We start from the raw sequence: 14,169 nt of genomic DNA on the forward strand, positions 1-14,169 counted from the left end.
TGCAGATAGTTGCGCTCAATCGTCCGGTCATAGCTGTTGTCGCGCATCGGATCGTCCTCCGCTGGAGCGATCCAATCAGCGAATTAGTGAACATGCACAGCAATGACGGAGCTGCGGTAACAGTCCCGCCTAAATCTTCAGCTCTTTCCCCGTCACGCGCCGATACGCTTCCAGATATCGCTTGCTGGTCGCCTCCACCACGCTCGCCGGCAGCGGGGGCGGTGGGGCGTCGCCGTTCCAGCGGCCGGCGCGGCGCTCGACGTCGAGATAGTCGCGCAAGGGTTGCTTGTCGAAGCTCGCCTGCGGCTGGCCGGGCTTGTAGGTATCGAGCGCCCAGAAGCGCGAGGAATCCGGCGTCATGACTTCGTCGATCAGGATGATGCGGCCGTCCTTGTCGCGGCCGAACTCGAACTTGGTGTCGGCGATGATGATGCCCTGCTCGCGGGCCAGCTCCTCGCCGAGCGTGTAGATCGCGCGCGTCATGCTCTCCAGCGTGTAGGCAACCTCGTCGCCGACCACCGCGCGCATCCTCGCGATGGTGATGTTCTCGTCATGGCCGCTCTCGGCCTTGGTTGCCGGGCTGAAGATGGCAGGCTCCAGCTTCTCGCTCTCGACGAGCCCCGTCTTCAGCTTCTCGCCGGCCAGCGTGCCGCTCGTGGCATATTCCTTCCAGGCCGAGCCCGAGAGATAACCGCGGATCACGCATTCGATCGGGAACACGGTGGTGCGCTTGCACAGCATGGCGCGACCGAGAATCTCGGCGCGGTGGGGCATCAAGGCCGGCACGGCCGAGATGATCGCGTCGGTGTCGGCGCTGATCATGTGATGCGGCACCACGCCCTCCAATTCGTTGAACCAGAACGCGCTGATTTGAGTCAGCACCGCGCCCTTCATCGGGATGGTCTCGCCCATCACGACGTCGAAGGCGCTGATGCGGTCGGTGGTGACGAGCAGCAGACGGTCGTCGTCGACGGCGTAGATGTCGCGCACCTTGCCGCGTCCGATCTTGGGGAGCGGCAGGTCGCTTGAGAGCATGGTGGTCATCGGCAAAGCCTTCGCACAAGGAATCCGGCCGCGGCTGACAGCGCGGCCGGAAACCGGGATAGCCTATTCCGGCAGCGGAATGAACTCATGTTCCTGCGGAACTGCGGCGAAGCGGCCGGTTTTCCAGTCCTGCTTGGCCTGCTCGATCCGCTCCTTGCTGGAGGAGACGAAATTCCACCAGATATGGCGCGGGCCCTCCAGTGCATCGCCGCCCAGAAACATCATCCGCGTGGCCTTCAGGGCCTTCACCGTAATGCGGTCGCCGGGGCGGAAGATTAAGAGCCGCGGCCCCTCGTAGCGCTCGTTCGCGATCTCGACCTCGCCGTCGACCACGTAGATCGCGCGTTCCTCGTGATCGGGATCGAGCGGCACGCTCGCGCCCGCTGCCGCCGTGACCTCGGTGTAGAACCAGGGCGACACCATCGTAACAGGCGAGGCGATGCCGAATGAGGAGCCCGCGATCACCCGCGCGGTGAAGTCGCGCTCGGAGACCATCGGCAGGTCGCCGGCGGCATAGTGCTGGAATGACGGCGCGATCTCTTCAGATCCGGCCGGCAGTGCGATCCAGCTTTGCAAGCCGAGCATCTTCTGACCCGAGGCGCGCTGCGCGTCGGGCGTGCGCTCGGAATGGGCGATGCCGCGCCCTGCGGTCATGAGGTTCATCGCGCCAGGCGCGATCTCCTGGACATTGCCTTCGCTGTCGCGATGCATGATCGCGCCGTCGAACAGATAGGTGACGGTGGCAAGCCCGATGTGCGGATGCGGCCGCACGTCCATGCCCTTGCCGGAGACGAACTGCACCGGCCCAAAATGATCGAAGAAGATGAAGGGCCCGACCATCTGCCGCTTGCCATGCGGCAATGCGCGCCGCACCGCGAATCCGTCGCCGAGATCGCGCGTGCGCGGCACGATGACGAGATCGAGCGCATCGCAGGACATGGGATCGCCGAGCACGGGATCATTGGAGGGTTGCCAGCTCATGGGTGGGCTCCTTTTGACTTTCTTCGGCGCGATCGTAGCACGATTTCGCATCGCCGTCGCGTCAGAGCCTGCTGTCATGCCCCGCGAAGGCGGGGCATCCAGTGCGCTGCAGCCTTTCGGTTGAATCGCAACCGTCTCGGAGTACAGGATCGCCCGGTCCCGTCTCCGCAACGCTGCGCCGGGCCCACAGCAATGCTCGGCCGGCGAAGCTGGAGCGAAGACGGCAAGCCGGCCGATGACAATTGTGGTGCGAATGGTCCTTGAAAAAATATGCCTGACGAAAGATGTTCGCCTGATTTCAACCGCGACCGTCGCATCGCCGATGACATTTACCGCAACAGAACTAGCCTTTTGCGCCGCGTCCGTGGCGCTGCTGCTTGTGCTTGGGGCCTCGCTCGTCGCGGATTTCCGCAACGTCCTCGCGGCCCGGCTTGGCGCGGCCTTCGCGCTTGGATCGGCCGCGCATGCGGCGAGCTATTCGGTCGGCGTGTCGTCGCTGGCGCCGGCCTCGCATGCGCCGCTGATTGCATTGTCGACGGGCAACATCGTGGTGTTCTGGCTGTTCACGCGCGCGCTGTTCGACGACGAGTTTCGCCTGCGCTGGTGGCACGGATTGATCTGGGGACTGGTGACCGCGTTCAGCTTCGCTAACTGTCTCTGGATCGTAGCGGGCGGAAGCGTTCGGCTCGCCGTCACCATTGTCAATCTGATCGTGCTCGGTTTCATTGCGCTCGCGGTGGTGCAGACGATCAATTCGTGGTCGACCGATCTGGTCGAGCGCCGTCGCCGCGTTCGCGTCTTTATCGTCTGCGCGGCCGCGCTCTATGGCGGGGTGAACGCGCTGCTCCAGATTGGCGTGGCCGGCACGGAGGTTGGCGATATCGCCGACACGGTCAATGCGGGCGTGCTCGCCTGCATCGTTGCGGCCATCGCCTATGCGATGATGCGCGTCGATGGCGCCGGCCTGTTTCCTCTTGCCGCTGAAACAGCGCGGCCGATTATTTTGAGCCAATCCCCAGCGGCAGAGCAAGCCTCCGACCAGAAGCTCATCGATGCCCTGATGCGGCTGATGGCGGACGAGCGGATCTATCGCCAGGAGAACGTCACAATCGGCGCGCTGGCGAACCGGCTGAAAATTCCCGAATACCGGCTGCGCCGGCTGATCAACCAGCGGCTCGGCTATCGCAACTTCAATGTATTCCTGAATAATCATCGGATCGAGGAAGCCAAGGCCGCGCTCGCCGATCCCGCCCAGGCCGAGGTCCCCGTCATCACCATCGCCATGGATGCCGGCTTCCAGTCACTCGGTCCCTTCAACCGCGCCTTCAAGGCGGTGACCGGCGTGACCCCGACGGAATATCGGCGGCTCAAGGCCAGCCCGGCGTGATGGGCTCTTCGCCTCTCCCCGCAAGCAGGGCGAGGGGACTGAGCGCCGTTGCCGCAGCATTCCCTATAATTCTGAAATAGCTCACTTATTTCAAAATCGGCCAGCCCATGCGCAATTCCGGCGAGGTCGTTTTCCAAATCCGGCGAGCAGTCCTCCCACGCCTCCTGCTTCGTCTCCGGCACACGCCCCCAAGCCGGAGACAGCCCGTGACCTGCCGCCACAACATCGTCCTCCTCACCACCATCGCCTGTGCCGGCCTCGCGCTCGGTGCTGCGCGCGCCCGCGACGTGCCGAAGGTCGCCACCGGCTTTGTCGCCGGCATCCTGTGCTCTGAGACCTTCGTCTCCGACCTCGATCCGCGGCGCACCTTCACCGAAACCAACGATGCGATGCCCGGGACCGGCCTGATCAGCTGGGCGATGGACTACCGGATCGATCGCGTGCGCAAGGACGTTACGGTGACACTGTTTGGCCTCGGCCGCAGCCATGCCGTCTATCGCGAGGGGCTCGGCTGCACGCTCGCGCATGGCGAGCCGCTCGCCGAAGTCATGCCGCCGCTGGACGACAGGCAGCCCGCGCTGCTTCCAGAGATCGCCGGCCCCGCGATCGTGCCGCCGCAAAGTCCCGAGGTTGCTGCCGCGCTCGACCGCGCCTTTGCCGAGCCGGCGCAGCCGCCCTATCGCCGCACCCGGGCGGTCGTCGTGGTGAAAGCGGGCCGCGTCATCGCCGAGCGTTACGCCGACGGTATCGGACCGGAGACGCCGCTGCTCGGCTTCTCCATGACCAAATCGGTGATATCGGCGCTCACGGGCGTACTGGTGCGCCAGGGCAAGCTGAAGCTCGACGGACCTGCGCCGGTCGTCGCCTGGAACGATCCGGATGATCCGCGCCATGCCATCAGCGTGGATCAATTGCTGCGCCACACCGCAGGGCTCGCGCTCGGCAGTTCGTTGCAGGCCTCGCTCGGCTCCGCCTTCGAGCCGGTCAACCGCATGAAGTTCGTCGAAGGCGACATGGCGGCCTATGCCGCGAGGATGCCGCTGGCAACCACGCCGGGCGCGGCGTGGAATTATCACGACGGCAACACCATGCTGCTCTCGCATCTGATCCGCAACGCGGCCGGTGGAACTCCCGCAGATGCACTGCGCTTCGCGCGCCGCGAATTGTTCGTCCCGCTCGGCATGCGCCATGTCACGCTCCAGCTCGACGGTGCCGGTACAATCGAGGGCTCGAGCGAGATGCTGGCATCGGCGCGGGACTGGGCGCGCTTCGGCCAGTTCTATCTCAATGACGGCATCGCCGGCGGCCAGCGCATCCTGCCCGAGGGCTGGGTGAGCTATTCGTCCTCGCCCACGCCGAAGGCCTGGGTCGGCATCGGCGCCGGCTTCTGGACCAACCTGGGCGACAGTTTCGGCGCGAAGTTTCGCATCGAGCGCGGCTGGCCGCGCGATGCCTTTTTTCGCCAAGGGCACGATTGGGCAGTACACCATCGTGATCCCCTCGGAGCGGCTGGTCATCGTGCGGCTCGGACGTTCGCCGAACTGGCCGCCAGAAGCGGATCGCGTGTTCGACCTCGTGCGCGACGTGGTGGACGCAACGCGCGAGAAGGGAAGGTAGCCGGGATGAATTGATGAAAGCAGAGCGAAGTGCCGCCTTTTCTTCCTTCTCCCCTTGTGGGAGAAGGTGGCGCGAAGCGCCGGATGAGGGGTCTGCATCCGCGAGTTCAACTGCTGAAGAGTTTGCGGAGGCAGACCCCTCACCCGTCTCGCCGCCGTCGCGGCGAGCCACCCTCTCCCACAAGGGGAGAGGGTGCAGCGTTCGTGTGGCGAGAGCTTACGACCTCCCCAGCTCGGTCGCCTTCGCCACCCGGTCGAACCGCTCCAGCGTCATGATCGCATCCGCAAACTTCTCCGCCCGTGCGTTCAGCACGGGCCGCGCCAGCGTCAAAAACTTCTGCTGCATCGCCTGCGTGTCGGGAAACGAATTCGGTTCGCCCGACGGGTCGGCATACAGTCGCTCATGCACGCCATCGTCCGTCGTGATGCTGACGCGGGCGCCGAACGGATGGGTGCGGCCGATTTCGAGCCGGTCGTCCTGCACGACGTCGAACCTGTCGGCGAGCGCGTCGATGGCGGCATCGCCCAGGCGGCTGTAGTCGTCCCAACCAAATGAGCCCTGGTCCAGCGCGAGCGCGCCGGTGAAGAACATCGAGAACTGACCGCCGACGATCGAGGTCGGATGCCGCTTGGTGGCGGCATCGCCGGTCAGCGTGATGCCGTTGCGATGCAGGCCGATCTCGACGCGCTTGACCTGGTCCGGCGTCAGATTGTGCTCGCGCCGCATCGCGATCAGCGCGTCGATCGCGGCATGGGTGTAGCGGCAGCTCGGATAGGGTTTGACGCCGATCTTCATGGTCTCGTAGCTCTTGCCGAGCTCGGCGACCGCCTTGCCCGGATGCGCGTCGTCAGTGTAGCCGGCGAGCAGGCCGTGCCTGCCCTCGACCGATTCCGTCGCGCCGACGAAATCGTTGCGCGCCAGTGTCGCGGCGATGACGCCGTTCATTGCGGCGGCGCCGACCTGGTAGCGCTTGTTCCAGGCGCCGTTGACCAGGAATTGCAGCGATCCGGCGGCCTGGCTGCCCGAGACGCCGAAGGCGGCGATGATCTGTTGCTCGGAGAGGCCGAACAGTTTTGCGGCGGCCGCGGCCGCACCATAGGTGCCGGCGGTCGCAGTCGGATGGAAGCCGCGCGCATAATGCGAGGTCGAATCGAGCGCATTGCCGAGCCGGCAGCAGACCTCATAGCCCGCGACGATCGCCGTCAGCACGTCGCGGCCCGACGCGCCGACCATCTCGCCGACCGCGAAGGCGGCCGGCACCACCGGAGCGCTCGGATGCAGCGAGGAATCGGCGTGGGTGTCGTCGAAATCGAGCGAATGTCCCAACGCGCCGTTGAGCAGGGCCGCCACCGCTGGCGTCCAGGTCTTGCTGTCGCCGAATACGGTGGCCTCGCCCTTGGTGTCGAGCGCGAGGGCTTCTAGCGTCTTCAGCATCGACGGGGTCGATTCCGCCTCGTTGCGGGCGCGGATGGCGCTGCCGAGGAAATCCAGCGTCAGCACTTTGGCGCGATCCAGCACCTCCGCCGGAATATCCTGGTATTTCAGATTGAAGACATAAGCGGCGAGCGTTGCGGTTTCGTGGGCCATCGTGTTTCCTCGTTTTGGCCGGCAAGTTAGGCGGGCTGATTTCGCCTTTCAAGCGGCCATGCCGGGGCGGGCATCAGCCATGCTTTTGCCTGGCTCAAGAGGATCTGACCGGGACGTTGACGATGACACGCGTAAGAGAGCTGTTCGACCAGATCCGGGCGCGACGGACGCAACTGGGGCTGGCGATCCGGGTCACCGTGGCGGCCGTCGCGGCCTATGCCATCGCCACCGCGCTGCATCTGCTCTTGCCGCTCTGGGCAGTGCTGACCTCGCTGATCGTGACCCAGATGAGCGTCGGCCGCTCGCTGAAGGCGACGCGCGACTACATGCTCGGTACCATCGGCGGCGCCATCTATGGCGGCGCCATCGCGATCCTGATCCCGTACTCCAGCGAAGCGGGCCTGTTGGGGCTTCTGGTGCTCTCGGTCGCCCCGCTCGCCTTCATCGCCGCGATCAATCCGAGCCTCAGCGCCGCGACGGTCACGGCCGTGATCGTGCTTCTGGTTCCGACCATGCATCACTCCGATCCCATGACCTCGGCGATCGATCGCGTCAGCGAGGTCGCGGTCGGCGCCATCACGGGGCTGCTCGTTTCGTTTCTGCTGCTGCCGTCGCGCGCGGTGCGGCAGATCCGCGCCAGCGCAGCAAAACTGCTCGAGCTGATCGCCGATGCCTTTACCGAGCTGCTCGCGGGCCTCACGCGCGGGCGCGACAACGATGCGCTGCACCGGATCCAGGACGGCATCGGCGCTGCCATGGTCAGCCTCAACGCGATTGGCGCCGAAGCCGAGCGAGAGCGCGCCGCGCGCCTGTCGAGCGGGCCGGACACCGGTCCCTTGCTGCGAACCATCCTGCGGTTACGGCATGACGTCGTGATGATCGGCCGCGCCACCGTGGTGCCGCTGCCAGCCGAAGTGCAGACGCGGCTCGCAGCCCCGCTGACGGAGGTCTCGACGGTGATCGCGCGTTTCCTGCGCTCGGCCGCCGCAGCCTTGCGGGAGGGCGCCGGTGCGCCGCCGATCCATCCCGTTCACGTCGCGCTCCAGCACTACGCCGAGGCCGTCGCCGCCGTTCGTCACGACGGTCTGATCCGCGGCCAGCCCAGCGACACCGCCGAGCGCTTCTTCGCGCTCGGGTTCTCGCTGGAGCAGATGCACCAGAACCTCTGCGACCTCGATCGCGTCGTCGGCGAATGGTCGGAAGCGGCGGCCGACAAGCCGGCGCGGTTGGCGGAGTGAAGCTAGCGCGTCACGATCCGTCCCATCATGCTGCGGACCACGAGCTTGTGAAAGGGCATGATGAGGCCGAGATAGGTCCTGCCCAGGAGATTATGCGTCCGCACCAGCGTTGTGGATGTTACCCACCGGCCGTCGGCATCGCAGGCAACATCGACCACGATACGGAAGTCGAGATGATGATCGTTGAAGCCAGCGATCAGCCGCTCCGGTGTTTCGCTCAGCACCGGAAAAAGGCCGATCATCCCGTGCGGTGCCGGTGCGCCTTCGCCGGATGTTTTCAGCCCGAACGGCGTCACCAGGATGTTGCGCAGGCGAATCAGCACATCGATCCAGCGCGGCCCGTGCAGCACCATCCGCATGCAGGCCTCACGGGCATTCACGGTCGCAGCGCCGATCTCGACGCGAAACGCGTCGACGAACTGCGCGCCTGCTAGCAGCGTGCCGGCATCGACATTGGGGGTGACTTCGCGGACGGTCCCGATCATTCCGCCAATCTGCGCGTCAGCGTGCGGAAGCGCAAGATCAGGAGACCGGCGTAGACGAAGGTCCCGACCGAGAAACCGATCCAGACGCCGACTGCGCCAAGGGCGGCGTTGAAAGCCAGCAGCCAGGCGATCGGGAAGGCGACGCACCAATAGCCGATCACCGCGAACAGCAGCGTCATCTTGGTGTCGTTGATGCCGCGCAGCGCGCCGCCCATGATGGTCTGGAGGCCGTCGGCGATGAAGAAGGTCGCGCCGACCACCAGCAGTGTCGCCGTCAGTTCGACGGTTGCCGCGCTTGCCTCGCTGCTGCCGAAGAACAGCCGTCCGAGCTGGTAGCGGCCGAGGATGATGGCGACCGTCAGCGCGGAGATCAGGACGATTCCGAGCACGGCCGCGACCAGCCCTGCGCGTTTCACTGCGGCCGGCTCGTTGCGACCGAACGCGTGGCCGACCCGTACGGTGGCGGCCATGCCGATGCCGAGCGGCACCATGAACAGCACGGCGGTGACCTGGAGCGCGATCTGATGCGCGGCGAGCGCGGTGGTCGAGATCAGCCCCATCAGCAGCGCCGCCGAGGAGAACAGGCCGTATTCCATCAGCAGCGCGAACGAGATCGGCGCGCCGATCGCGATGAGCTGGCGCATCAAGGGCCAGTCGATCCGCCACAGTCGGGCGAGCGGTTGATAGTTCGCGAACGGTTTTCGCCATGCGGCAATGGCGAGCGCGGCGAGGAAGGTGCCGAGATTGACCAGCGTGGTCGCAAGCCCCGCGCCGAACAGGCCGAGCTTCGGCAGGCCGAACAGACCGTGGATCAGGACATAGACCAGTGCGGCATTGGCGGGGATCGCGGCGAGCGTGATCCACAGCGGCGCCTGCGGCCGGTTCACCGCGCTCATCATGCTGCGCAGCGCGATGAAGCCGAGCGCCGGCGCAATGCCCCAGGCCAATCCGTTGAGGTAGCGCTGCGCCAGCGCGGCCGAGTCCGGCGCTTGCCCGAGCGCGAGCAGGATGTGCTCGCCATAAAGCGGCGAGGCCATCATCGGCAGCGAGATCAGCAGCGCGGCCCACAGCCCGACGCGCAAGGAGCGGCGTATCAGCCTGACGTCGCCGGCGCCAAACGCCTGCGCGGCGAGCGGCGACACCGCCGACATCAATCCGAGCCCGAAGGTGAAGCTGACGAAATAAACCGTATGCGCGAGCGCCGCCGCGGCCACGGCGTCCTCGCCAAGCCGGCCGATCATCGCGAGATCGGTCGTGATCATCGCGATCTGCCCGAGCTGGGTCAGCATCAGCGGAACAGCCAACCGCAGCGTCTCGGCGAATTCCACGGCGAGATGATTTGACGGCACGCCGGCTTGCGGCTGCGAATGATGGACGGTGTCGAGCATGGCCGGTCCTTAGCACAGCCACACGTCGAAAACATGGCCTGCGTTTTTCCCCTCTCCCCTTGTGGGAGAGGGTGGCTCGCCGCGATAGCGGCGAGACGGTGAGGGGTTCTCTCCGCGAATTCAAATCAGAGCTTAGTTCGCGGATAGAACCCCTCATCCGGCGCTTCGCGCCACCTTCTCCCACAAGGGGAGAAGGGAAGAAAAAACTCACCCCTTCCGTTCCGGCACGCGCTTGATCTTCGCGCCCAGCGCGTTCAGGCGTTCCTCGATGCGCTCGTAGCCGCGCTCGATCTGGTCGGCGTTGTTGATGGTGGAGGTGCCCTCAGCGCAGACGGCCGCGAGCAGCATGGCCATGCCGGCGCGGATGTCGGGCGAGATCATCGATGCGCCGCGCAGGCGGCTAGGACCGGCGATGATGGCGCGGTGCGGATCGCACAGCACGATGCGCGCGCCCATCGCGATCAGCTTGTCGACGAAGAACATCCGCGATTCGAACATCTTCTCGAACATCAGGATCACGCCCTCGCATTGCGTGGCGGTGACGATCGCGATCGACATTAGATCGGCCGGGAAGGCCGGCCAGGGCTGGTCCTCCAGCTTGGGCACGTGGCCGCCGAAATCGTCCTGGATCTTCAGCGTCTGGTTCGAGGGCACGATGAGGTCGTCGCCCTCGACGCGGCAGAGGATGCCGAGCCGCTCAAACCCCATCCGGATCGAGCGCAGATGCTCGACGCCGGCGCGGGTGATGCGTAAGGGCGAGCGCGTCACCGCCGCAAGCCCGATGAGCGAGCCGACCTCGATATGGTCGGGCTGGATCCTGTAGGTCGCACCGCCCAGCGTGGCCTGACCGTGCACGACCATGGTATTGGTGCCAATGCCCTCGATCTTTGCGCCGAGCGCGACCAGGAAGTTGGCGAGGTCCTGCACATGCGGCTCGGACGCGGCATTACGCAAATAGGTGACGCCGCCGGCGGCGACCGCCGCGACCAACGCGTTCTCGGTCGCGGTGACGCTCGGCTCGTCCAAAAATACGTCCGCACCGGCGAGCTTTGGCGCGCGGAATTCGAGCCGGTCGGTTGCGGTCACCTTGGCACCGAGCTGTTCCAGCGCCAGCACATGGGTGTCGAGCCGGCGCCGGCCGATGACATCACCGCCGGGCGGCGGCAGCATCACTTCGCCGCAGCGGGCGAGCAGCGGACCTGCGAGCAGGATCGAGGCGCGGATGCGCACGCACAGCTCCGGGTCGAGATCGGCGGCACGGATGCTCTTGGCGTGGATGTGCAGCGTATTGCGCTCGGTCCACTCCGCCGCGGCGCCGACCGAGCGGACCAGCTCGACCAGTGTCTCGGTGTCGCGGATCCGCGGCACGTTCTGAAGCGTCACCGGTTGTTCGGTGAGCAGCGCGGCCGCAATGATCGGCAGCGCCGAGTTCTTGTTCCCGGACGGCTCGATCGAGCCCGAGAGCCGGTGACCGCCCTCGACGATGTATTGGATGGGCGCCAAATGGGGTCTCGCTGTCTTGTTGGTGGGGGTGGTTTTCGAGCCGGAAACTACAGAGAATTGAGTGCGGGAGCAATTGCGCTTGCTGCCGCTGACGTCCGTCCGTCAGCCCCGAAAGGCTCAAAGCAGGCCGATGATATTGCCGACCACATGGAGAATTGCGATCAGGATCAGCGCGCCGATCACGACGAAGGAGATCTCGATCGCAATGGCGCCGGTGCCGAGAATGGCCGAACCGGCCAACGGGGTTCATGCCACTTCGTCGCGATGGCGGTTGGGCAGGTTCACCTTTCCCGCCGGGGAGAGGTGAGCCCGCAGAGCGCCAAAGCGCAGCACGCCTCAGATATCGATCGTCGCGCTGAGCGAATGTTCCTGGATAAAGTCGCGGCGCGGCTCGACCACGTCGCCCATCAGCTTGGTGAAGATATCGTCGGCCTCGTCGACTTCCTTGACCTTCACCTGGAGCAGCGAGCGCCCGTCGGTGTTCAGCGTCGTTTCCCAGAGCTGTTCCGGGTTCATCTCGCCAAGGCCTTTGTAGCGCTGGAGCGTGATGCCCTTGCGGCCGGCGTCGGTGACGGCCTCGAACAGATCGACCGGACCGTAGACCATGTGCTCGACATCTCTGCGCCGCAGCTTGCCTGGGCGGGCATAAACGTCTTGAAGCTTTACCGTGTACTCGTCGAGCTTGCGGGCCTCGGCGGACCCCAGGAAGGCGTCGTCGATCACAGCGGCCTCCTTGACGCCGCGCACCGTGCGCTCGAACTGAAAGCCCTGGCCCTCGACATATTGCCCGACCCAGCCGCGCTCGACCTCCTCGGCTTGGTTGTCCAGCCGGCCTGCGATGTACTGCGCCGCAGCCGCGGCCTTCTCGGGATCGCCGTAGATCGCCTTGTTCAGCACGCCAGTGATGGCGGCCTGCTCGATGACCTTGCGGTTGTAGCGGCTGTGCAGGTTGCGCAAAATACTGCGGACCACGCGGGCGTCGTCGACCAGCGAGCGCAGGTCGCGGCCCGTACGGTCGCCGCCGGTTCCGGGAACGAAGACGCAATCATCGAGACCGGTGTCGATCAGATAATCCTCCAGCGCGCGTTCGTCCTTCAGATATTGCTCGGACTTGCCTCTGGAGACCTTATAGAGCGGCGGCTGGGCGATGTAGAGATAGCCGCCGTCAATGATGTCGCGCATCTGCCGATAGAAGAAGGTGAGCAGCAGCGTGCGGATGTGGGCGCCGTCGACGTCGGCGTCCGTCATCACGATGATCTTGTGATAGCGCAGCTTCTCGATCGAGAACTCGTCGCTGATGCCGGTGCCCAGCGCGGTGATCAGCGTGCCGATCTGCTCCGACGACAGCATCTTGTCGGGACGCACGCGTTCGACGTTGAGGATCTTGCCGCGCAGCGGCAGCACCGCCTGGAACTCGCGGTTGCGGCCCTGCTTGGCGCTGCCGCCTGCCGAGTCACCCTCGACGATGAAGAGTTCGGATTTGGCCGGGTCCTTTTCCTGGCAGTCGGCGAGCTTGCCGGGCAGCGAGGAGACCGACAGCGGGCTCTTGCGTGTCAGCTCGCGCGCCTTTCGCGCAGCCTCGCGGGCCGCGGCCGCCTGGATCACCTTGCCGACGATCACCTTGGCTTCGCTCGGGTGCTCCTCGAACCAGGCCTGGAGCGCCTCGTTGAGGATGTTCTCGACCACGGGACGCACCTCCGAGGACACCAGCTTGTCCTTGGTCTGCGACGAGAATTTCGGGTCGGGCACCTTCACCGACAGCACGGCGGTGAGGCCTTCGCGGCAATCGTCGCCGGTCAGCGCGATCTTTTCCTTCTTGGCGTTGGCCTCGGCATAGCCGTTGACCTGGCGCGTCAGCGCGCCGCGGAAACCGGCCAGATGGGTGCCGCCGTCACGCTGCGGGATGTTGTTGGTGAAGCACAGCACATTCTCGTGGTAGCTGTCGTTCCACCACAGCGCGGCCTCGACGCCGATGCCGTTGGCTTCCGCGCGCACCATGATCGGCGCCGGCACGATCGCCTTCTTGTTGCGGTCGAGATATTTGACGAACTCCTCGACGCCGCCGGAATAGTGCATCTCCTCGCGCTTCTCGACCGCGTGGCGCATGTCGGAGAGGGCGATGTTGACGCCGGAATTGAGGAAGGCGAGCTCGCGCAGCCGGTGCTCGAGCGTGGCGAAATCATATTCGATGTTCTTGAACGTCTCGGTCGAGGCGAGGAACGTCACCTCGGTGCCGCGCTTGCCCGGGGCATCGCCGACGACCTTGAGCGGTGCGACGGCATCGCCATGGGCGAACTCGATATAGTGCTCCTTGTTGTCGCGCCAGATCCGCAAGCCGAGCTTGCTGGACAGCGCGTTGACGACGGAGACGCCGACGCCGTGCAGGCCGCCGGAGACTTTGTAGGAATTCTGGTCGAACTTTCCGCCGGCATGGAGCTGGGTCATGATGACCTCGGCCGCCGAGATGCCTTCGCCCTTGTGGATGTCGACCGGAATGCCGCGGCCGTCGTCGCGCACCGTGACGGAATTATCGGCATTGAGGATGACGTCGACGCGCGTCGCGTGGCCCGCGAGTGCCTCGTCGATCGCGTTGTCGACGACCTCGTAGACCATGTGGTGCAGGCCCGAGCCGTCGTCGGTGTCGCCGATATACATGCCCGGGCGCTTGCGGACGGCGTCGAGACCCTTGAGCACGCGGATCGATTCCGCGCCGTAATCGCTCGCGTTGGAGAGCTCGTTTTCGGCAGCGGGCTGCCGAGCAGGTTCTGTCATGAGAGGCCTTCGAGATGTCGCCCGAATCAGCGGCGCAAAAGGCGCTGATTTGCAGGCTATTTGTGCCATGAAAGAGAGTTTGCGCCTAGCGCAAAGTATCTCCTTGCAACCCTTTGGGAAGATAGGGTTTTTGGACCGATTTTCAAGGCTTCCGAAAGCCGATTCAC

The 14,169-nt window shown here is 65.4% G+C and carries 10 protein-coding genes and 1 pseudogene; 3 read left to right on the forward strand and 8 right to left on the reverse strand.

Going from position 1 to position 14,169, the window contains the following annotated elements:
• Positions 1-129: 129 nt before the first annotated feature.
• Both IVA91_RS09825 and IVA91_RS09830 read right to left on the reverse strand, forming a co-directional pair.
• Positions 130-1,044 carry a phosphoribosylaminoimidazolesuccinocarboxamide synthase gene (locus tag IVA91_RS09825; protein WP_247282042.1) on the reverse strand — a complete coding sequence of 305 codons (915 nt, stop codon included), beginning with the start codon at positions 1,042-1,044 and terminating at the stop codon, positions 130-132.
• Between the two features lie 63 nt (positions 1,045-1,107).
• Entirely contained in the window at positions 1,108-2,025 is a 918-nt protein-coding gene (locus IVA91_RS09830; RefSeq protein WP_247282041.1) for a pirin family protein, read from the reverse strand.
• A gap of 322 nt (positions 2,026-2,347) precedes the next feature.
• Between IVA91_RS09830 and IVA91_RS09835 the strand changes: the two genes are divergently transcribed.
• Positions 2,348-3,412, forward strand: a complete 1,065-nt coding sequence (locus IVA91_RS09835; RefSeq protein ID WP_247282040.1) for a helix-turn-helix domain-containing protein — start codon at positions 2,348-2,350, stop codon at positions 3,410-3,412.
• A 206-nt stretch (positions 3,413-3,618) separates the two neighbouring features.
• Positions 3,619-5,029: pseudogene (locus IVA91_RS09840) on the forward strand (serine hydrolase).
• 216 nt (positions 5,030-5,245) lie between these two features.
• Here IVA91_RS09840 and IVA91_RS09845 read toward each other — a convergent pair.
• The gene (locus IVA91_RS09845) at positions 5,246-6,616 is read right to left on the reverse strand and encodes an MmgE/PrpD family protein (RefSeq protein ID WP_247282039.1); all 1,371 of its coding nucleotides are present in this window, start codon (positions 6,614-6,616) and stop codon (positions 5,246-5,248) included.
• A 122-nt stretch (positions 6,617-6,738) separates the two neighbouring features.
• Here IVA91_RS09845 and IVA91_RS09850 point away from each other — a divergent pair, with 122 nt between their 5' ends.
• Positions 6,739-7,854 carry an FUSC family protein gene (locus IVA91_RS09850; protein WP_247282038.1) on the forward strand — a complete coding sequence of 372 codons (1,116 nt, stop codon included), beginning with the start codon at positions 6,739-6,741 and terminating at the stop codon, positions 7,852-7,854.
• Positions 7,855-7,856: 2 nt separating this feature from the next.
• On the opposite strand, the gene IVA91_RS09855 is transcribed toward IVA91_RS09850, so the two are convergent.
• The 5 genes from IVA91_RS09855 to gyrB all read right to left on the reverse strand — a co-directional run bounded on the left by IVA91_RS09855 (position 7,857) and on the right by gyrB (position 14,002).
• On the reverse strand, positions 7,857-8,339 hold the full coding sequence (locus IVA91_RS09855; protein ID WP_247282037.1) for a DUF2867 domain-containing protein: 483 nt from the start codon (positions 8,337-8,339) through the stop codon (positions 7,857-7,859).
• On the reverse strand, positions 8,336-9,727 hold the full coding sequence (locus tag IVA91_RS09860) for an MATE family efflux transporter (RefSeq protein ID WP_247282036.1): 1,392 nt from the start codon (positions 9,725-9,727) through the stop codon (positions 8,336-8,338). Before IVA91_RS09860 ends, IVA91_RS09855 begins: the two co-directional genes overlap by 4 nt.
• A gap of 207 nt (positions 9,728-9,934) precedes the next feature.
• Positions 9,935-11,230 (reverse strand): UDP-N-acetylglucosamine 1-carboxyvinyltransferase, encoded by a 1,296-nt coding sequence (gene murA, locus IVA91_RS09865; protein ID WP_247282035.1) that lies wholly within the window; start codon positions 11,228-11,230, stop codon positions 9,935-9,937.
• A 117-nt stretch (positions 11,231-11,347) separates the two neighbouring features.
• Positions 11,348-11,470, reverse strand: a complete 123-nt coding sequence (locus IVA91_RS36785) for a hypothetical protein (protein WP_256464605.1) — start codon at positions 11,468-11,470, stop codon at positions 11,348-11,350.
• 96 nt (positions 11,471-11,566) lie between these two features.
• The gene (gyrB, locus tag IVA91_RS09870) at positions 11,567-14,002 is read right to left on the reverse strand and encodes a DNA topoisomerase (ATP-hydrolyzing) subunit B (RefSeq protein ID WP_247282034.1); all 2,436 of its coding nucleotides are present in this window, start codon (positions 14,000-14,002) and stop codon (positions 11,567-11,569) included.
• Positions 14,003-14,169: the final 167 nt, after the last annotated feature.

Origin of the sequence: Bradyrhizobium sp. 153 (assembly GCF_023073835.1) — a bacterium.
Classification (GTDB): Bacteria; Pseudomonadota; Alphaproteobacteria; order Rhizobiales; family Xanthobacteraceae; genus Bradyrhizobium.

What these genes read in the sequence shown, in the direction of transcription:
- IVA91_RS09825 (WP_247282042.1), bottom strand. Translation starts at nt 1,044, where the DNA reads ATGACCACCATGCTCTCAAGCGACCTGCCGCTCCCCAAGATCGGACGC.
- IVA91_RS09830 (WP_247282041.1), bottom strand. Translation starts at nt 2,025, where the DNA reads ATGAGCTGGCAACCCTCCAATGATCCCGTGCTCGGCGATCCCATGTCC.
- IVA91_RS09835 (WP_247282040.1), top strand. Translation starts at nt 2,348, where the DNA reads ATGACATTTACCGCAACAGAACTAGCCTTTTGCGCCGCGTCCGTGGCG.
- IVA91_RS09845 (WP_247282039.1), bottom strand. Translation starts at nt 6,616, where the DNA reads ATGGCCCACGAAACCGCAACGCTCGCCGCTTATGTCTTCAATCTGAAA.
- IVA91_RS09850 (WP_247282038.1), top strand. Translation starts at nt 6,739, where the DNA reads ATGACACGCGTAAGAGAGCTGTTCGACCAGATCCGGGCGCGACGGACG.
- IVA91_RS09855 (WP_247282037.1), bottom strand. Translation starts at nt 8,339, where the DNA reads ATGATCGGGACCGTCCGCGAAGTCACCCCCAATGTCGATGCCGGCACG.
- IVA91_RS09860 (WP_247282036.1), bottom strand. Translation starts at nt 9,727, where the DNA reads ATGCTCGACACCGTCCATCATTCGCAGCCGCAAGCCGGCGTGCCGTCA.
- gyrB (WP_247282034.1), bottom strand. Translation starts at nt 14,002, where the DNA reads ATGACAGAACCTGCTCGGCAGCCCGCTGCCGAAAACGAGCTCTCCAAC.